Raw genomic sequence first — 18,189 nt, 5'->3', positions numbered from 1 at the left:
TGATGACTGCCACCCTCGTCGCCAAGAACCTCGCCGCCGGCCACGGCGACCGCTCCCTGTTCACCGGGCTCGACCTCGTCGTCGCACCCGGCGACGTCATCGGCCTCGTCGGGGCCAACGGCGCGGGCAAGTCCACCCTCCTGCGGATGCTCGCCGGGCTGGCCGCGCCGGAGGAGGGGGAGCTGCGCCTGTCCCCGCCCACCGCCACCGTCGGCCACCTCCCGCAGGAGCCGGAGCGCCGCCCCGGCGAGAGCGTGCGGGAGTTCCTGGCCCGCCGCACCGGCGTCACCAAGGCCCAGCGCGCCATGGACGAGGCCACCCAGGGCCTGGTCGACGGCGCCCCCGGCGCCGACGACGCGTACGCGAGCGCCCTGGAGCGCTGGCTGGCCCTGGGCGGCGCCGATCTCGACGACCGTGCGGACGAGACCGCGGACACCCTGGGCCTGACGGTCGACCTGGACCAGCCGATGACCTCCCTGTCCGGCGGCCAGGCGGCCCGCGCCGGTCTGGCCTCCCTCCTCCTCTCCCGCTACGACGTGTTCCTGCTCGACGAGCCGACCAACGACCTCGACCTGGACGGCCTGGAGCGCCTCGAACGCTTCGTGACCGGCCTGCGCGCCGGCACCGTCGTCGTCAGCCACGACCGCGAGTTCCTCACCCGCACGGTCACCAGGGTCCTCGAACTCGACCTCGCCCAGCGGCAGATCAACCTCTACGGCGGCGGCTACGAGGCCTACCTGGAGGAACGCGCGGTCGCCCGCCGGCACGCCCGCGACGAGTACGAGGAGTACGCCGACAAGCGCGCCTTGCTCCAGGAGCGGGCGCAGACGCAGCGCGCCTGGATGGACAAGGGCGTCAAGAACGCCCGGCGCAAGGCGGGCAACGACAACGACAAGATCGGCCGCAAGTTCCGCAGCGAGGCCAGCGAGAAGCAGGCCGCCAAGGCCCGCCAGACCCAGCGCATGATCGAACGCCTGGAGGTCGTCGAGGAGCCGCGCAAGGAGTGGGACCTGCGCATGGAGATCGCCTCGGCGCCCCGCTCGGGCGCCGTCGTGGCCACCCTGCGCGACGCCGAGGTCCGGCGCGGCGACTTCGTGCTCGGCCCGGTCTCCCTCCAGATCGACTGGGCGGACCGGGTGGCGGTGACGGGAGCCAACGGCGCGGGCAAGTCCACGCTCCTCGGCGCCCTGCTGGGCCGCGTCCCCCTCGACGCCGGGCACGCCGCGCTCGGCTCGGGCGTCCTGCTGGGCGAGGTCGACCAGGCCCGCGAGCCGTTCCACGGCCCCGAGATCCTGCTAGACGCGTTCCGCGCGGCCGTCCCCGGCCTGGAACCGGCGGACATCCGCACCCTGCTGGCCAAGTTCGCCCTCAAGGCCGACCACGTCGTCCGCCCGGCGTCGACCCTCTCACCCGGCGAACGCACCAGGGCCGCCCTCGCCCTCCTCCAGGGCCGGGGCGTCAACCTCCTGGTCCTGGACGAGCCGACCAACCACCTCGACCTCCCGGCCATCGAACAGCTCGAATCGGCCCTGGACGCCTACGAGGGCACCCTCCTCCTGATCACCCACGACCGCCGCATGCTGAACGCGGTAAGGACGACCCGCCGCTTGGAGGTAACAAACGGCAAGGTGGTGGAACGCACGTAGCCGCGGGCAGCCATGCGACGCCCCCCCCAGCTGCGGGCAGTCGTGCGCGCCCCCCCAGCTGCGGGCAGTCGTGCCGCTGGGGCGGCACGGGTGGGCGCAGCGGCACCCGGCAAGCGCCGGTGAGTGGACCCACCCCCCGCCCCAGCGCCGGAGGCTTACGCCAGCCCGGCCCGCCGCAACGCGTCGGCCATCGCCCCGTTGGCCGCAGCAGGCGCTGACGACGGACGCCCCTTACCGCCGGCGGCCTTCCGCTGCCGAGGCGGCTTCCCGCCCCGCTCCCTCTTCGACTCCCCCTGCGGAGCCGCCTCGTCGTCCAACCGCAGCGTCAACGAAATCCGCTTCCGCGGAATGTCGACGTCCATCACCTTCACCTTCACGATGTCCCCGGGCTTCACCACGTCCCGCGGATCCTTCACGAACGTCCTCGACATGGCCGACACGTGCACGAGCCCGTCCTGGTGCACACCGACGTCCACGAACGCCCCGAACGCGGCGACGTTCGTGACGACGCCCTCCAGCACCATCCCGGACGCCAGGTCGGAGATCTTCTCCACGCCCTCCTTGAAGGTGGCCGTCTTGAAGGCGGGCCGCGGGTCGCGCCCCGGCTTCTCCAGCTCGCGCAGGATGTCCGTGACCGTGGGCAGACCGAACGTCTCGTCCACGAACTGGTCCGGCCGCAGCGACCGCAGCACCGACGTGTTGCCGATCAGCCCGGTCACCTCCTGCCCGGCGGTCTGCACCATCCGCCGCACCACGGGGTACGCCTCGGGGTGCACGCTGGACGCGTCCAGCGGGTCGTCGCCGCCCCGGATCCGCAGGAAGCCCGCGCACTGCTCGTACGCCTTGGGGCCCAGCCGCGACACCTTCTTCAGCGCGGTCCGCGACCTGAACGGCCCGTTCGCGTCGCGGTGCGCCACGATGTTCTCGGCGAGCCCGGACGTGATGCCGGACACCCGGGCGAGCAGCGGCGCGGAGGCCGTGTTGACGTCCACCCCGACGCCGTTCACACAGTCCTCGACCACCGCGTCCAGCGAGCGGGACAGCTTCACCTCGGAGAGGTCGTGCTGGTACTGGCCGACGCCGATCGACTTCGGGTCGATCTTCACCAGCTCGGCCAGCGGGTCCTGCAGCCGCCGGGCGATGGACACCGCGCCGCGCAGCGAGACGTCCATGTCCGGCAGCTCCTGGGAGGCGAAGGCGGAGGCCGAGTACACGGAGGCGCCCGCCTCGGACACCATCACCTTGGTGAGCTTCAACTCCGGGTGCTTGGAGATGAGTTCCCCGGCGAGCTTGTCGGTCTCGCGGGAGGCCGTGCCGTTGCCGATGGCGATCAGGTCGACCGAGTGCTCCTTGGCCAGCCGGGCCAGCTTGGCGATGGCCTCGTCCCAGCGGTTGGCGGGGACGTGCGGGTGGATCACGTCGGTGGCCACGACCTTGCCGGTGGCGTCGACCACGGCGACCTTCACGCCGGTGCGGAAGCCCGGGTCCAGGCCGAGCGTCGCCCGGGTGCCCGCCGGGGCGGCCAGCAGCAGGTCGCGGAGGTTCGCGGCGAAGACGTTCACCGCCTCGTCCTCGGCGGCCGTGCGCAGCCGCAGCCTGAGGTCGATGCCGAGGTGCACCAGGATGCGGGTGCGCCAGGCCCAGCGGACGGTGTCGCCCAGCCACTTGTCGGCCGGCCGGCCGCGGTCGGCGATCCCGAACCGGCTCGCGACGATCGCCTCGTACGACGACGGGCCCTCGGTGGGCTCCTCGGGCTCCAGGACGAGGTCGAGCACGTCCTCCTTCTCGCCGCGCAGCATCGCGAGGACACGGTGCGAGGGCAGCTCGGTGAACGGCTCGGCGAAGTCGAAGTAGTCGGCGAACTTGGCACCGGCCTCCTCCTTGCCCTCCTTCACCTTGGCGGCGAGCCGCCCGCGCCCCCACATCCGCTCCCGCAGCTCGCCGATCAGGTCGGCGTCCTCCGAGAACTTCTCGGTGAGGATCGAGCGCGCCCCGTCCAGGGCGGCCTGCGCGTCGGCCACGCCCTTGGCGGCGTCGACGAACGCGGCCGCCGCGGCCTGCGGGTCCACCGACGGGTCGGCGAGCAGGCCCTCGGCCAGCGGCTCCAGGCCCGCCTCGCGCGCGATCTGCGCCTTCGTCCGCCGCTTCGGCTTGAACGGCAGGTAGATGTCCTCCAGGCGCGCCTTGGTCTCCGCCCCGCGGATGCGCGCCTCCAGCTCCTCGGTGAGCTTGCCCTGCTCGCGCACCGAGTCGATGATCGCCGTGCGCCGTTCCTCCAGCTCCCGCAGATAGCGCAGCCGCTCCTCGAGCGTGCGCAGTTGCGCGTCGTCGAGCATCTCGGTCGCTTCCTTGCGGTAGCGGGCGATGAAGGGCACCGTCGAACCGCCGTCGAGCAGCTCGACCGCGGCCTTCACCTGCCGCTCCCGCACGCCGAGCTCGTCGGCGATCCTGCTTTCGATGGACCTTGCGTCGCTGGTCGCGCTGGATGTGCCGGACGCGTTGGACCCGGGTGTCGTCACGATCCCGTACCGCCTTCTCACTGAGGTTGCGCGGCAATTGTGGCAGGCGGGACCGACAATCGGGGATCAGGGCACCGTCCCGGCCGGTCGGAACCGGCGGGGGAGGGGGCCGGGATCAGACCCGGCGGCCGCGGGTGGCGGACGAGGCCCCGCCGAAGAGCCGGGCCAGGGCCCGGAACGGAAGCGTCACCACGGTGGCGACTGCGCCACCGATCTGGCGCAGTACGTCTGCGATGGCACGGAACACGAGTTACCCCTTTCGTCTCCCGACCGCCTCGGCCGGGAAACGTACGGGTACCTCGCCGGCGGCCTCGCATGCCCGTTCGTACGCCGCGTGCGGCCCGGGCGTGTCGGCGGCGGATCAGCGCCCGGCGAGCAGGTCCGCCGGGAAGGCACCCGCCCCGAGCGCCGTACGCGCGAAGCCCCCCGCGAGTTCCGTCAGGCGCGCCACGCCCTCCGCGCCCAGGCGGGCGTAGGGAGCAGCGTCCAGGCGGTCCGTCTCGCGTTCGATCCCCTCGCGCAGGGTGGTGCCCTCCTCGGTCAGGGCGCCGTCCGCGTCGATCAGCCCGCGCTCGCGCAGCCGGCCGACGGCCGCGTCCCACTCCTCGCGGGTCCAGCCCCGGGTGCTGAAGACCCACTTCGGAGCCAGCCCCTTGCCGGTCGCCGTGTGCGTGACCAGCGCCTCCAGGCCGTCCAGGTCCGCGGCCACGAGCACGGCGAGGTGGCCGTCGCCGCGGTGCTCGCGCAGCAGGGTCGCCGCGTGCCAGAACGCCAGGTGCGGGGCGTCGGGCACGGGCAGGTCCGCGTGCGCCGAGTAGAGCGGGCGGGCGCTGCGGGTGCAGCCCTCGGCGGCGCGCAGGGCCAGCTCGGCCGCCTCCGCCATCCCGGCCGAGGCCACGGCCTCCTCGCCCAGCAGCCGGCGCAGCGTGGCGTCGACGGCACGCAGGCGCGCCGCCAGTGCCTGCTCCGGAGTGACCGTCTGCCACACGGCGGGCACGTGCCGGGCGACGAGATCGTGCTTGTAGTTGTAGAACGCCGCCGTCACGGCACCGGCGCCGACCGGGCCCAGCGCGGCGGCGCGCGCCGCGAAGTTGACGGCCGGGGCGTCGGTGACCCCGAGGGCGCCCAGTTCCCGGCCCAGGTCGGGCGAGAAGTAGTGCGTGGAGTGCAGCGAGTTGAGCACGTTGTGGCAGCGGCGGCCCGCGCGTGCGTCGATGGCGGCAGTTGTCATGCCACGCACGTTACCAACCGCTCAGTACGTGCTCCGGGCCCGCGGTGCGCATGGCAGGAAAGGAGGGTTACTCGTCATTGCGGCCGTACGGCGGCGGGGCGAACAATCGACGGCATGGCGCAGCGCACCGGCCGCACCGGCCGCACCGTTCTGGTCCTCCTCTTCGACGACGTGCAGAGCCTCGACGTCACCGGCCCCGTGGAGGTCTTCGCGGGCGCCGAGAGGCACACGCCGGGCACGTACCGCATCCGCACGGCGTCGCTGGACGGGGCGCCCGTGCGCACGTCCAGCGGGCTGACGGTCGTACCGGACCAGGCACTCAGCGGCGACGTACCGCGGCCGGACACCCTGGTGGTCCCCGGCGGCCGCGGCACCCGGGATCCCGACCCGCGTCTGATCGACTGGCTGCGCGAGCACGGGCCCGGCGTCCGGCGCCTGGTCTCGGTCTGCACCGGGGCGATCCTGGCGGCCCGGGCGGGGCTGCTGGACGGCCGTCGCGTCACCACCCACTGGGCCTACAGCGACCGGCTGGCCGGGGACCACCCGGCCGTGGCCGTCGACCCCGACCCCATCTACATCCGGGACGGGAACGTGGCCACGTCCGCCGGCGTGACCTCCGGCATCGACCTCGCCCTCGCGCTGGTGGAGGAGGACCTGGGCCGGGACGCCGCCCTGACCGTCGCCCGGCACCTGGTGGTGTTCCTGCGCAGGCCCGGGAACCAGGCCCAGTTCAGCGCCCAGCTCGCCGCACAGACCGCGCGCCGGGAGCCGCTGCGCGAGCTCCAGCAGTGGGTCACCGAGCATCCCGGCGCCGATCTGAGCGTCGAGTCCCTCGCCGCCCGGGCCAGCCTCTCGCCGCGCCACTTCGCCCGCGCGTTCCGGGCCGAGACCGGCATGACGCCCGGCCGGTACGTGGACCGGGTGCGCCTGGAGCACGCCCGCCGGCTCCTGGAGGACACCGGCGACGGCGTCGAGGAGGTCTCCCGCGCCAGCGGATACGGCACCCCGGAGGCCATGCGCCGTGCCTTCGTCAAGGCCCTCGGCACCTCACCGGCGGAGTACCGCCGCCGGTTCAGGCCGGCCCCGGCGAGCTGAGGCCGGCCCGCACCGCCGCCCACCGCCCCGACCCCGGAAGGAAACCCGTGCAGATCGCCATCCTCCTGTTCGACCGCTTCACCGCCCTCGACGCCGTGGGCCCGTACGAGACCCTCGGCCGCCTGCCGGACGCTAAGACCGTCTTCGTCGCCGAGCGCACCGGACCCGTCCGCACCGACACCGGGAACCTCGCGATCACCGCGGACCGGACCCTGGCCGACACACCGAGCCCCGACATCGTGGTCGTCCCCGGTGGCCCCGGCCAGGATCCGCAGATGGAGAACGGCGCCCTGCTGGACTGGCTGCGCACCGCCGACGCCACCAGCACCTGGACCACGTCCGTGTGCACGGGCTCCCTGCTGCTCGCCGCCGCCGGGCTGCTGGAGGGGCGCCGGGCCACCTCGCACTGGCTGGCCCTGGACCACCTGAAGCGGTTCGGCGCCGAGCCGACCGTGGAACGCGTCGTCACCGACGGCAAGTACGTCACCGCGGCCGGTGTCTCCTCCGGCATCGACATGGGGCTGACCCTGCTCGGCCGGATCGCCGGCGACGAGCACGCTCAGGCGGTCCAGCTGCTGACCGAGTACGACCCGCAGCCGCCCTACGACGCCGGGTCGCCGGCCAAGGCGCCCGCGCACCTCGTCGAGGAGTTCCGCGGCCGCAGCCGGTTCACCCCGACGTAGGGCCGCTCCAGCCGAACCGCGGCTGCCTGCGCTCCAGGAAGGCGGCGACCCCCTCCGCGGTGTCGCCGCTGCGCCGCGCCTGCCCGGCCCAGAAGGCGTCCCGGTCCGTGCGGCCGTTCGCGAACTCCTTCGCCGCGGCCTGGGTCAGCAGCGAGCGGGAGGCCAGCACCCGGGTGAACTCGGCCACCCGCTTGTCCAGTTCGCCCACCGGCAGCACCTCGTCCACCAGACCGGTGCGCAGCGCCCGCGTGGCGTCGATCAACTCGCCGCTGAACAGCAGGTACTTCGCGGTGGCGGGCCCCGTCAGCGCCACCAGCCGCCGGGTGGCGGACGCCGGATACACGACCCCCAGCCTGGCCGGGGTCACCCCGAACAGCGCCGACTCCTCGGCGAACCGCAGGTCGCACGCCGCCGCCAGCTGCGCCCCGCCGCCCACGCAGTGCCCCCGGACCGCCGCGAGCGTCGGCTTGGGGAACGCGGCGAGGGCCTCCTCGGCCCGCACCGCCAACTGCTGCGCCTCCTCGGCCGACTCGCGCAGGGTCGAGATGTCGGCGCCGGCGCAGAAGGTGGCGCCCTCGCCGGTGAGCACCAGCGCCCGCACCCCCGGATCGGCGGCCAGGCCGTCGAGGAGGCGGGGCAGCGCCCGCCACATCGCGGTCGTCATGGCGTTGCGCTTGGCCGGGTGGTGCACGACGACGGTGGCGACCGAGTCGGCGACCCGGTGCAGCAACTGCGGCTCCATGGACCGGATGCTATCCACCGGCCCCGCACCGCGAGCCGCCGGGCAGGCAGAACAGGAACGGTCCGGTGTCATGCGTCAACGATCAGAAATCGCTCGATACCTGCCGACTTGTGTTCAGTCCTCCGGGGCCGCGCGACGCGTTACCAACACTCGGGGGTGTGGTGACAATCGAGCCCAGGGGTGGCGACCGGACGATGGACGAGACCGGGCCCGCCGGGCCGCTGCCGTACGAAGGTGTCTGGCGGTTCACCGCCCCCGCCGTGGACGCCTCGGTGCCGCAGGCCCGGCACGCCGTGCGCGACCTGCTGACACGCCAGGGCGTGCCGGTCTCCGACGACGTGACCGAGGCCCTGCTGCTGATCGTCTCGGAGCTGGTCACGAACGCGGTCCGGCACGCGGCGGTGCTCTCGCCGGTGCTCGCCGTGGAGGTCGCCGTCGGACCGGAGTGGGTGCGGGTGGCCGTGGAGGACGACCACCCCTACCGCCCGACCGCCCTGGAGGCCGATCACGGCCGCACCGGCGGACGCGGCCTGCTCCTGGTCCGGGAGGTCACCCGGGAGGCGGGCGGTGCCTGCGACGTGGCCCACACCGCGAGCGGCGGCAAGGTCATCTGGGCCGCCCTGCCGCTCAAGCACACCCTGCGGTAGGACGCCTTCCTACGGCAGGTGCGGCAGTGCGGCCCGGCGCCCGCTCACCAGTCCGCGGACGGACCCGTCAGCTCGCGCACGGCCGGCCGGGCCGCGTCCAGCACCGTCATGAACCACGCCGAGAAGGTGTCCTTCGCGTGCCGCTCGGCCAGCTCCGCCGGGGACACGAAGGCCGTGTCCGCGACCTCTTCCGGATCCGGGCGCAGCTCCGCCTGCACCAGGCCGACGAAGAGGTGGTTGTACTCCTGCTCGACCAGCCCGGAGGCCGGGTCCGGGTGGTTGTAGCGCACCGTGCCCGCCTCGGCGAGCAGGGAGGGCGACACCCCCAGCTCCTCGTACGTCCGCCTGGCGGCCGCGGCGAACGGCGCCTCGCCGGGGTAGGGGTGACCGCAGCAGGTGTTCGACCACACCCCGGGGGAGTGGTACTTGCCCAGCGCCCGCTGCTGGATCAGCAGCCGCCCCCGCTCGTCGAAGAGGAACACGGAGAAGGCGCGGTGCAGTCGCCCCGGCGGCTGGTGCGCGGAGAGCTTCTCCGCGGTGCCGATCGTCACGCCGTTCTCGTCGACCAGTTCCAGCAAAATCGCGTCTGCGGTGCCGTTCGACGAGCTGGGCGTCGCGGTGGCAGGAGTGATCGGCATACCCATCCTTCACATCGGTCCTCGCGCCCCAAGTGTGCCGTACGAATCCGGCACTCTCGGCACTTCCCGGCACACCCGCATGTCCCGTGTGCCCGCGCTGGCACCCCGGGGCGGCCGGTCGGACACCGAGCAGGGGTCCGATCAGTGATCGTTCCCGGCGTCGCGCCCCGGGAACCTTCCGGGGCGCGGGAACCGGCGCGTCCGGTGCGTGCGCGCCCCGCCGTCCGCCGGGTCACCCCGGCTCACCGGCACAGCCGTGCCTCGTGCTCCGCATGGCCGCCGGGCTCCAGCTGGAAGGTGCAGTGCTCCACGTCGAAGTGGTCGCCCAGGCAGCCCTGCAGCTCGTGCAGCATCTTCTCGTGGCCGATCGCGCTCAGCGCGTCGCCGTCCACCACCACGTGCGCCGACAGCACGGGCATGCCCGAGGTGATGGTCCAGGCGTGCAGGTCGTGCACGTCCTCGACCCCGTCCAGGGCCAGTATGTGGGCGCGCACCTCGGCGATGTCCACGCCCTTGGGAGCCGCCTCCAGGAGCACGTCCAGGGTCTCGCGCAGCAGGCGCCAGGTGCGCGGCACGATCATCAGACCGATGAGCAGCGAGGCGATCGGGTCGGCCGGCTGCCAGCCGGTGGCCAGGATCACCAGCGCCGAGACGATCACCGCCAGGGAGCCCAGCGCGTCCGCCGCCACCTCCAGGAAGGCGCCCCGCACGTTGAGGCTCTCCTTCTGGCCGCGCATCAGCAGCGACAGCGACACCATGTTCGCCACCAGGCCGATCGCGCCGAAGACGACGGTCGGGCCGCCCGCGGTGTCGGCCGGCGTGATGAACCGGTCGATCGCCTCGTACAGGACGTAACCGCCCACCCCGAGCAGCAGCAGGCAGTTGGCCAGGGCGGCCAGGATCTCGGCGCGGGCGTAGCCGAAGGTGCGGCGGTCGCTCGGCGGACGGCTCGCGAAGTGGACGGCCAGCAGGGCCATGCCGAGCCCCAGGGCGTCCGTGGCCATGTGCGCGGCGTCGGCGATCAGTGCGAGCGAGTCGGCGACCAGACCGCCGACGATCTCCACGACCATGACGGTGAGGGTGATCGCCAGCGCCACCCGCAGCCGCCCCCGGTAGGCGGCCGTCGCCGTCCCGCCGGCGTGCCCCCCGTGCGCGTGTCCGTGATCGTGCCCAGCCCCCATGAGAAAGCCGCCTCCCTGTGCGTAACGGCGTCCGGTGACCCGGTGCCCGGATGACAGTGAACTACGGGTAGGGGGTATCGGGCAACGCGGCACTGAACACCGTTGTCATGTGCCCTGACCTGCGAAAACGTTATGCAGGTCAGGACTCTGGAGGGCATTCGGAAGCCCAGATTCCGCCAGGTGGCGCACGGTCGGACGGAGAGCCGCGCTGACCCTGTGCGAACGACTGCGGACGCTGTGCGATGTCCGCGATGCCCGGTCTGCGAGGGCGGTTTGTGGGGCGGGCCCCGCATCCACGATGATGATCGCGGCAAAGGCGGGAGCAAGTGGCGTCGACCGACCGTGAAACGGGCGGTGAACACGGCGTTCCCGGCATCCGATAACCTCTGCCGACATGCCGCCCGGGTGCCCCAGGCACGGGGGCTCCACCATGCACAGGCCCGGCGCCCAGTCGCCGGCACCAGGGAGTGAGTTCGGTTGCCGACCGCCATCCTCACCGGTCAGCCGGTCCCCGGTTCGTCGATCGAGAGCGAGCTGCGGTCCCTGGGCTTCGACGTGCACCTCGCCACCGGCGCCGCCGACACCGAGACCCTGCTGGCCCGGGCCCCCAGCGAGGAACGGGTCGCCGTGGTCGACGCCCGCTTCGTGGGCCACCCGCACGCCCTGCGCCTCGGCCTCACCGACCCCCGCTTCCCGCTCGCCGCGATCCCCGGCGCCGTGACCGCCCAGCCGGCCGCCCGCCAGGCGCTGACCCGCGCGATGGCCCGCGAGAACTCCGCCGGCGGCGGCACCGTGCTCGCCGTGGACAGCCTCGCCGACCGGATCACCGCCGCCCTCGACGCCGACGGCGCCGCCGTGCACCGCCCCGAACTGGGCAGCCTCGTCGCCGCCGTCCCCGCCGACCCGCAGGCCCGCAACGAGGCACGGCAGGCCGTCGCCGCCGTCGACGACGAGGCCGTACGCCTGAAGTCGGCGGTCAAGGCCCGCGACGGCTTCGTCACCACCTTCTTCATCAGCCCCTACTCCCGCTACATCGCCCGCTGGTGCGCGCGCCGCGGACTGACCCCCAACCAGGTCACCACCGCCTCGCTGATCACCGCGCTCATAGCGGCGGGCTGTGCCGCCACCGGCACCCGGGGCGGCTTCGTCGCCGCCGGCGTGCTGCTCATCGCCTCCTTCGTCCTCGACTGCACCGACGGTCAGCTCGCCCGCTACTCCCTGCAGTACTCCACGCTCGGCGCCTGGCTCGACGCCACCTTCGACCGCGCCAAGGAGTACGCCTACTACGCGGGCCTCGCCCTCGGCGCCGCCCGCGGCGGCGACGACGTGTGGGCCCTGGCCCTGGGCGCGATGGTCCTGCAGACCTGCCGGCACGTCGTGGACTTCTCCTTCAACGAGGCCAACCACGACGCCACCGCCAACACCAGCCCCACCGCGGCCCTCTCCGACAAGCTCGACAGCGTCGGCTGGACGGTCTGGGTGCGCCGCATGATCGTGCTGCCGATCGGCGAACGCTGGGCGATGATCGCCGTCCTGACCGCGCTCACCACGCCCCGGATCACCTTCTACGCGCTGCTGATCGGCTGCGCGTTCTCCGCGACGTACACCACCGCGGGCCGCGTGCTGCGCTCGCTGACCCGCAAGGCCACCCGGACCGACCGGGCCGCGAAGGCACTGGCCGACCTCGCCGACTCGGGGCCGCTCGCCGAGGCCGCCGCCAGGGGCCTGCGCGGCACCGCCCGACGACTGCCCGCCGTCACCGCCCCCGCCGTCGCGCTCCTCGGCGGGGCGGCCGTCGTCGCCACCGCGGCCCTCACCGGCTTCGGCGGCCCCTGGCCGCTCGTCGCCGCGATCGTCTACGTGCTGACCTCGGCCCTCGCCGTCGCCCGCCCCCTCAAGGGCGCCCTCGACTGGCTGGTCCCGCCGTTCTTCCGGGCCGCCGAGTACCTCACCGTCCTGGTACTGGCCGCCAAAGCCGACGTGAACGGGGCCCTTCCGGCGGCTTTCGGGCTGGTGTCCGCGGTCGCCTACCATCACTACGACACGGTCTACCGCATCCGCGGCGACGAGGGCGCGCCGCCGCAGTGGCTGGTGCGGACGATCGGCGGGCACGAGGGCCGCACGCTGGTGATCTGCGCGCTGGCCGTGCTGCTCACCGCCTCACAGTTCAAGCTCGCGCTCACGGTCCTCGCCGTGGCCGTGGCACTCGTGGTGCTCGTCGAGAGCATCCGCTTCTGGGTCGCCGCCCACAAGGTCGGCGCACCCGCCGTACACGACGAAGGAGAACCCGCATGATCGGCCTCGTGCTGGCGGCCGGCGCCGGCCGGCGTCTGCGCCCCTACACCGACACCCTGCCCAAGGCACTGGTGCCGGTCGGCCCCGAGGGGGCGGAGGACAGCATCACGGTCCTCGACCTGACCCTGGCGAACTTCGCCGAGGTCGGCCTGACCGAGGTCGGGATCATCGTCGGCTACCGCAAGGAGGCCGTGTACGACCGCAAGGAGGAACTGGAGCAGAAGTACGGCGTCAAGCTCACCCTGATCGACAACGACAAGGCCGAGGAGTGGAACAACGCCTACTCCCTGTGGTGCGGCCGTGACGCCCTCAAGGACGGCGTGATCCTCGCCAACGGCGACACCGTGCACCCGGTCTCCGTCGAGAAGACCCTGCTCGCCGCCCGCGGCGACGGCAAGAAGATCATCCTCGCCCTCGACACGGTGAAGAACCTCGCCGAGGAGGAGATGAAGGTCGTCGTCGACCCCGACAAGGGCGTCCAGCGCATCACCAAGCTCATGGACCCGGCCGAGGCGACCGGCGAGTACATCGGCGTCACCCTCATCGAGGGCGAGGCCGCCGCCGACCTGGCCGACGCGCTGAAGGCCACCTTCGAGCGCGACCCGCAGCTGTACTACGAGGACGGCTACCAGGAGCTGGTCAACCGCGGCTTCAAGGTCGACGTGGCGCCGATCGGCGAGGTCAAGTGGGTCGAGATCGACAACCACGACGACCTCGCCAAGGGCAGGGAGATCGCGTGCCAGTACTGACGAGGCTGATCCCGTCGCCGGTCGTCGTGGACATCCGCGCGGGTGCCCTCGACGACCTGGGGGGTGTGCTCGCCGACGAGCGCATCTCCCACTCGGGCAAGCTGGCCGTCGCCGTCAGCGGCGGTTCCGGTGCCCGGCTGCGCGACCGCGTCGCCCCGTCGCTGCCCGGCGCCGACTGGTACGAGGTCGGCGGCGGCACCCTGGACGACGCGATCAAGCTGGCCGGCGCGATGAAGGGCGGCCACTACGACGCGGTCGTCGGCCTCGGCGGTGGCAAGATCATCGACTGCGCCAAGTTCGCGGCGGCGCGCATCGGCCTCCCGCTGGTCGCCGTGCCGACCAACCTCGCGCACGACGGCCTGTGCTCCCCGGTCGCCACCCTGGACAACGATGCGGGCCGCGGCTCCTACGGCGTGCCCAACCCGATCGCCGTCGTCATCGACCTGGACGTCATCCGCGCGGCCCCGGCCCGCTTCGTGCGGGCCGGCATCGGCGACGCCGTCTCCAACGTCTCCGCGATCGCGGACTGGGAGCTGGCCAACCGGGTCAAGGGCGAGAAGATCGACGGCCTGGCCGCCGCGATGGCCCGCCAGGCCGGTGAGGCCGTGCTCCGGCACCCCGGCGGCATCGGCGACAACGAGTTCCTCCAGGTGCTGGCCGAGGCGCTGGTGCTCAGCGGCATCGCCATGTCGGTCTCCGGCGACTCGCGACCGTCCTCGGGCGCCTGCCACGAGATCAACCACGCCTTCGACCTGCTCTACCCCGAGCGCGCGGCCGCCCACGGCGAGCAGTGCGGCCTGGGCGCGGCCTTCGCGATGTACCTGCGCGGGGCCCACGAGGAGTCCGCCCACATGGCCGAGGTGCTGCGGCGGCACGGGCTGCCGGTGCTGCCCGAGGAGATCGGGTTCACGCCCGAGGAGTTCTTCCGGGCCGTGGAGTTCGCCCCCCAGACCCGCCCCGGCCGCTACACGATCCTCGAACACCTCGACCTGAAAACCGACCAGATCAAGGACCTGTACGCCGACTATGTCAAGGCCATCGGTAGCTGAACTACGCCCGGTCGTCCATCCCGCGGGGGTCAAGGACCGGCGCAGCGGTGAGCACTGGGCGGGACGCCTCTACATGCGCGAGGTCTCGCTGCGGATCGACCGCTACCTGGTGAACACCAGGGTCACGCCCAACCAGCTCACGTACCTGATGACCGTCTGCGGCGTGCTCGCGGCCCCCGCGCTGCTCGTGCCGGGCATCTGGGGCGCGGTGCTCGGCGTGGTCGCGGTCCAGCTGTACCTGCTGCTGGACTGCGTCGACGGCGAGATCGCCCGCTGGAAGAAGCAGTACTCCCTCGGCGGCGTCTACCTGGACCGGGTCGGCGCCTATCTGACCGACGCCGCCGTCCTGGTCGGCCTCGGCCTGCGCGCCGCCGACATCTGGGGCACCGGCCGGATCGACTGGCTGTGGGCCTTCCTCGGCACCCTGGCCGCGCTCGGCGCCATCCTGATCAAGGCCGAGACGGACCTGGTGGGCGTCGCCCGCCACCAGGCCGGAATGGAACCGGTGAAGGAGGCCGCCTCCGAGATCCGCTCCTCCGGCATGGCGCTGGCCCGCCGGGCCGCCGGGGCGCTCAAGTTCCACCGGCTGATCCTCGGCATCGAGGCGTCCCTGCTGATCCTGGTGCTCGCGATCGTCGACCAGGCGCGCGGCGACCTGTTCTTCACCCGGCTCGGCACCGCCGTACTCGCCGGTATCGCGCTGCTGCAGACCCTGCTGCACCTGGTGTCCGTCCTCGCCTCCAGCAGGCTGAAGTGAGCGCGCCCATGAAGGTCGGCGCCGTCGTCATCACGATGGGCAACCGCCCCGAGGAGCTGCGGGCCCTGCTGGACTCGGTGGCCAAGCAGGACGGCGACCCGGTCCAGGTCGTCGTGGTCGGCAACGGCTCGCCCGTCCCGGAGGTGCCGGACGGCGTGCGCACCGTCGAGCTGCCCGAGAACCTGGGCATCCCCGGCGGCCGCAACGTCGGCATCGAGGCCTTCGGACCGGGCGGCAGCGATGTCGACATCCTGCTCTTCCTCGACGACGACGGTCTGCTCGCCCGCACGGACACCGCCGAGCTGTGCCGCGAGGCCTTCGCGGCCGACGACGAGCTGGGCATCATCAGCTTCCGCATCGCCGACCCGGACACCGGCGAGACCCAGCGCCGGCACGTACCGCGGCTGCGCGCCTCCGACCCGATGCGCTCCTCCCGGGTCACCACCTTCCTCGGCGGCGCCAACGCGGTGCGCACCCGGGTCCTCACCCAGGTCGGCGGGCTGCCGGACGCCTTCTTCTACGCCCACGAGGAGACCGACCTGGCCTGGCGGGCGCTCGACGCGGGCTGGATGATCGACTACCGGTCCGACATGGTGCTGAACCACCCGACGACCGCGCCGTCCCGGCACGCGGTCTACCACCGCATGGTCGCCCGCAACCGCGTCTGGCTGGCCCGCCGCAACCTCCCCGCGCTCCTGGTCCCGGTCTACCTCGGCGTCTGGATGGCCCTCACCCTGCTGCGGCGGCCGTCGCGACCTGCCCTGAAGGCCTGGTTCGGCGGCTTCCGCGAGGGCTGGGCCACCCCGTGCGGTCCCCGCCGGCCCATGCGGTGGCGTACGGTGTGGCGCCTGACCCGGCTGGGCCGCCCCCCGGTGATCTGACAAGCTCGTACCGAGAGCGTTCCGGCCCTCCGGCCGGAGGGCCACCAGGTCCAAGTCCACGGCAGGCCCGCGCGGCCGAGCATTTCGAAGACGAAAGTATCCACCAGTGAGTGAGACAACGCACGACGGCACGGTCGCCATGACCAAGCCCGTGTCGCCCGACGAGGGCCTCACACCGGCCCGGCTCGCCGCCAAGTACGGGCTGTCCGTGAGCGGTGCCAGACCGTCCCTCGTGGAGTACGTCCGTCAGCTCTGGGGGCGGCGGCACTTCATCCTCGCCTTCTCCCAGGCGAAGCTGACCGCCCAGTACAGCCAGGCCAAGCTCGGCCAGCTGTGGCAGGTGGCCACCCCGCTGCTGAACGCGTTCGTCTACTTCACGATCTTCGGTCTGATCCTCGACGCCGGCCGCGGCATGCCCAAGGACGTGTACATCCCGTTCCTGGTGACGGGGGTGTTCGTCTTCACCTTCACCCAGTCCTCCGCGATGGCGGGCGTGCGCGCCATCTCCGGCAACCTCGGACTGGTGCGGGCGCTCCATTTCCCGCGGGCCTCGCTGCCCGTCTCGTTCGCGCTCCAGCAGCTCCAGCAGCTGCTGGCCTCGATGATTGTCCTGTTCGCGGTGGTCATCGGCTTCGGCAGCTACCCCTCGCTGTCCTGGCTGCTGGTGGTCCCGGCGCTGGTCCTGCAGTTCCTCTTCAATACGGGCCTGGCCCTGATCGTGGCCCGCATGGGGGCCAAGACGCCGGACCTCGCCCAGCTGATGCCGTTCATCATGCGGACCTGGATGTACGCGTCGGGCGTGATGTTCTCCATCCCGATCATGCTGGAGGACAAGCCGGCCTGGCTCGCCGACGTGCTCCAGTGGAACCCGGCCGCCGTCTACATGGACCTCATCCGCTTCGCGCTGATCGACGGGTACGGCTCCGAGAACCTGCCGCCGCACGTGTGGGCGGTCGCGCTCGGCTGGGCCGTGGTCCTCGCCGTGGGCGGCTTCGTGTACTTCTGGAAGGCGGAGGAGAGGTACGGCCGTGGCTGAGCAGCAGCAGGACCAGCGGGTGCCGACGGTCATCGCGGACGAGCTGCACATCGTCTACCGCGTCAACGGCGCCAGGACCGGCAAGGGCAGCGCCACCGCGGCCCTGAGCCGCATCCTCAAGAGGGGCGAGGAGCGGGGCGTGCGCAAGGTGCACGCCGTGCGCGGGGTCTCCTTCACCGCGTACCGGGGCGAGGCCATCGGCCTGATCGGCTCCAACGGCTCCGGAAAGTCGACGCTGCTGCGGGCCATCGCCGGCCTGCTGCCGGCCGAGCGCGGCAAGGTCTACACCGACGGCCAGCCCTCCCTGCTCGGGGTGAACGCCGCCCTGATGAACGACCTGACCGGCGAGCGGAACGTCATCCTCGGCGGTCTGGCCATGGGCATGTCCCGCGAGCAGATCAAGGCCCGCTACCAGGACATCGTCGACTTCTCGGGCATCAACGAGAAGGGCGACTTCATCACCCTGCCGATGCGCACCTACTCCTCCGGCATGGCCGCCCGGCTGCGCTTCTCGATCGCCGCCGCCAAGGACCACGACGTCCTGATGATCGACGAGGCCCTGGCCACCGGCGACCGCAAGTTCCAGACCCGCTCCGAGGAGCGCATCCGGGAGCTGAAGAAGAAGGCCGGCACCATCTTCCTGGTCAGCCACAACAACAAGTCCATCCGCGACACCTGCAACCGGGTCCTGTGGCTGGAGCGCGGCGAGCTGCGCATGGACGGCCCGACCGACGAGGTGCTCAAGGAGTACGAGAAGTTCACGGGCAAGTAGCGGCCCGACACGCCGGGGCCCCGCCGGAACTGTTCCGGCGGGGCCCCGCGTCTGCAAAGGAAACGTCAACTCCTGGCGTTCTCAGGAATCTTGAACTCAATCGGTGTGTTGTTGTGATGCACCGTGCACCCCGACGGACGCCCGTGAGTTGTACAACGTAAGCTGTACCGGTCCCGAAACGCGGCACATGGGGCGATAATGCCCGACACCCTCGAGCGGGCCTGCCGCGCGGGTGGCGGGGCGGCGTGTCCGAAATAGTGTGTATTGG

At 72.5% G+C, this 18,189-nt stretch carries 17 protein-coding genes; 11 read left to right on the top strand and 6 right to left on the bottom strand.

Features of this window, described 5'->3' with window-relative positions:
• The first annotated feature begins 2 nt into the window (after positions 1–2).
• Positions 3–1,646: an ABC-F family ATP-binding cassette domain-containing protein gene (locus tag K7854_RS09175; RefSeq protein ID WP_226025886.1), complete on the top strand. Its 1,644-nt coding sequence runs from the start codon at positions 3–5 to the stop codon at positions 1,644–1,646.
• Between the two features lie 155 nt (positions 1,647–1,801).
• Here the strand turns inward: K7854_RS09175 and K7854_RS09170 are convergent, their stop codons facing one another.
• From K7854_RS09170 to K7854_RS09165, 3 genes are all read right to left on the bottom strand, one after another.
• Positions 1,802–4,165, bottom strand: a complete 2,364-nt coding sequence (locus tag K7854_RS09170; protein ID WP_226025885.1) for a Tex family protein — start codon at positions 4,163–4,165, stop codon at positions 1,802–1,804.
• Positions 4,166–4,280: 115 nt separating this feature from the next.
• Positions 4,281–4,412 (bottom strand): LPFR motif small protein, encoded by a 132-nt coding sequence (locus tag K7854_RS37460; RefSeq protein ID WP_007389050.1) that lies wholly within the window; start codon positions 4,410–4,412, stop codon positions 4,281–4,283.
• 114 nt (positions 4,413–4,526) lie between these two features.
• Complete coding sequence (locus K7854_RS09165; protein WP_226025884.1) at positions 4,527–5,396, bottom strand: SCO6745 family protein; 870 nt, start codon at positions 5,394–5,396, stop codon at positions 4,527–4,529.
• A 114-nt stretch (positions 5,397–5,510) separates the two neighbouring features.
• Between K7854_RS09165 and K7854_RS09160 the strand changes: the two genes are divergently transcribed.
• Entirely contained in the window at positions 5,511–6,491 is a 981-nt protein-coding gene (locus K7854_RS09160) for a GlxA family transcriptional regulator (protein ID WP_226025883.1), read from the top strand.
• Positions 6,492–6,538: 47 nt separating this feature from the next.
• Positions 6,539–7,174 (top strand): DJ-1/PfpI family protein, encoded by a 636-nt coding sequence (locus K7854_RS09155; protein ID WP_226025882.1) that lies wholly within the window; start codon positions 6,539–6,541, stop codon positions 7,172–7,174.
• On the opposite strand, the gene K7854_RS09150 is transcribed toward K7854_RS09155, so the two are convergent.
• The gene (locus tag K7854_RS09150; protein WP_226025881.1) at positions 7,161–7,916 is read right to left on the bottom strand and encodes an enoyl-CoA hydratase/isomerase family protein; all 756 of its coding nucleotides are present in this window, start codon (positions 7,914–7,916) and stop codon (positions 7,161–7,163) included. The genes K7854_RS09155 and K7854_RS09150 overlap by 14 nt on opposite strands.
• A gap of 194 nt (positions 7,917–8,110) precedes the next feature.
• Between K7854_RS09150 and K7854_RS09145 the strand changes: the two genes are divergently transcribed.
• Positions 8,111–8,563, top strand: a complete 453-nt coding sequence (locus K7854_RS09145) for an ATP-binding protein (RefSeq protein WP_226025944.1) — start codon at positions 8,111–8,113, stop codon at positions 8,561–8,563.
• Positions 8,564–8,607: 44 nt separating this feature from the next.
• On the opposite strand, the gene idi is transcribed toward K7854_RS09145, so the two are convergent.
• Complete coding sequence (idi, locus tag K7854_RS09140; protein ID WP_226025880.1) at positions 8,608–9,201, bottom strand: isopentenyl-diphosphate Delta-isomerase; 594 nt, start codon at positions 9,199–9,201, stop codon at positions 8,608–8,610.
• A 242-nt stretch (positions 9,202–9,443) separates the two neighbouring features.
• Entirely contained in the window at positions 9,444–10,382 is a 939-nt protein-coding gene (locus K7854_RS09135) for a cation diffusion facilitator family transporter (protein WP_226025879.1), read from the bottom strand.
• A 477-nt stretch (positions 10,383–10,859) separates the two neighbouring features.
• Here K7854_RS09135 and K7854_RS09130 point away from each other — a divergent pair, with 477 nt between their 5' ends.
• The 7 genes from K7854_RS09130 (at position 10,860) to K7854_RS09100 (ending at position 17,921) form a co-directional block, all read left to right on the top strand.
• On the top strand, positions 10,860–12,677 hold the full coding sequence (locus K7854_RS09130) for a DUF5941 domain-containing protein (protein WP_226025878.1): 1,818 nt from the start codon (positions 10,860–10,862) through the stop codon (positions 12,675–12,677).
• A complete protein-coding gene (locus K7854_RS09125; protein ID WP_226025877.1) occupies positions 12,674–13,426 on the top strand; it encodes a phosphocholine cytidylyltransferase family protein in 753 nt (250 codons plus the stop codon). Before K7854_RS09130 ends, K7854_RS09125 begins: the two co-directional genes overlap by 4 nt.
• Positions 13,414–14,475 carry an iron-containing alcohol dehydrogenase family protein gene (locus K7854_RS09120; protein ID WP_226025876.1) on the top strand — a complete coding sequence of 354 codons (1,062 nt, stop codon included), beginning with the start codon at positions 13,414–13,416 and terminating at the stop codon, positions 14,473–14,475. The genes K7854_RS09125 and K7854_RS09120 overlap by 13 nt, the downstream gene beginning before the upstream one ends.
• Positions 14,453–15,232, top strand: coding sequence for a CDP-alcohol phosphatidyltransferase family protein (locus K7854_RS09115; RefSeq protein ID WP_226025875.1), 780 nt, complete (start codon positions 14,453–14,455; stop codon positions 15,230–15,232). Before K7854_RS09120 ends, K7854_RS09115 begins: the two co-directional genes overlap by 23 nt.
• 8 nt (positions 15,233–15,240) lie before the next feature.
• The gene (locus K7854_RS09110; protein ID WP_226025943.1) at positions 15,241–16,113 is read left to right on the top strand and encodes a glycosyltransferase family 2 protein; all 873 of its coding nucleotides are present in this window, start codon (positions 15,241–15,243) and stop codon (positions 16,111–16,113) included.
• 106 nt (positions 16,114–16,219) lie between these two features.
• A complete protein-coding gene (locus K7854_RS09105; RefSeq protein ID WP_226025874.1) occupies positions 16,220–17,149 on the top strand; it encodes an ABC transporter permease in 930 nt (309 codons plus the stop codon).
• Entirely contained in the window at positions 17,142–17,921 is a 780-nt protein-coding gene (locus K7854_RS09100) for an ABC transporter ATP-binding protein (protein ID WP_226025873.1), read from the top strand. Before K7854_RS09105 ends, K7854_RS09100 begins: the two co-directional genes overlap by 8 nt.
• Positions 17,922–18,189 lie beyond the last annotated feature (268 nt).

The sequence above is a fragment of the Streptomyces hyderabadensis genome, assembly GCF_020404845.1.
GTDB lineage: Bacteria > Actinomycetota > Actinomycetes > Streptomycetales > Streptomycetaceae > Streptomyces > Streptomyces hyderabadensis.
Note: the sequence above shows the minus strand (reverse complement) of the source record. Positions and strands in the feature narration are given on the sequence as shown.

What these genes read in the sequence shown, in the direction of transcription:
- K7854_RS09175 (WP_226025886.1), top strand. Translation starts at nt 3, where the DNA reads ATGACTGCCACCCTCGTCGCCAAGAACCTCGCCGCCGGCCACGGCGAC.
- K7854_RS09165 (WP_226025884.1), bottom strand. Translation starts at nt 5,396, where the DNA reads ATGACAACTGCCGCCATCGACGCACGCGCGGGCCGCCGCTGCCACAAC.
- K7854_RS09160 (WP_226025883.1), top strand. Translation starts at nt 5,511, where the DNA reads ATGGCGCAGCGCACCGGCCGCACCGGCCGCACCGTTCTGGTCCTCCTC.
- K7854_RS09150 (WP_226025881.1), bottom strand. Translation starts at nt 7,916, where the DNA reads ATGGAGCCGCAGTTGCTGCACCGGGTCGCCGACTCGGTCGCCACCGTC.
- K7854_RS09145 (WP_226025944.1), top strand. Translation starts at nt 8,111, where the DNA reads ATGGACGAGACCGGGCCCGCCGGGCCGCTGCCGTACGAAGGTGTCTGG.
- idi (WP_226025880.1), bottom strand. Translation starts at nt 9,201, where the DNA reads ATGCCGATCACTCCTGCCACCGCGACGCCCAGCTCGTCGAACGGCACC.
- K7854_RS09135 (WP_226025879.1), bottom strand. Translation starts at nt 10,382, where the DNA reads ATGGGGGCTGGGCACGATCACGGACACGCGCACGGGGGGCACGCCGGC.
- K7854_RS09125 (WP_226025877.1), top strand. Translation starts at nt 12,674, where the DNA reads ATGATCGGCCTCGTGCTGGCGGCCGGCGCCGGCCGGCGTCTGCGCCCC.
- K7854_RS09115 (WP_226025875.1), top strand. Translation starts at nt 14,453, where the DNA reads ATGTCAAGGCCATCGGTAGCTGAACTACGCCCGGTCGTCCATCCCGCG.
- K7854_RS09110 (WP_226025943.1), top strand. Translation starts at nt 15,241, where the DNA reads ATGAAGGTCGGCGCCGTCGTCATCACGATGGGCAACCGCCCCGAGGAG.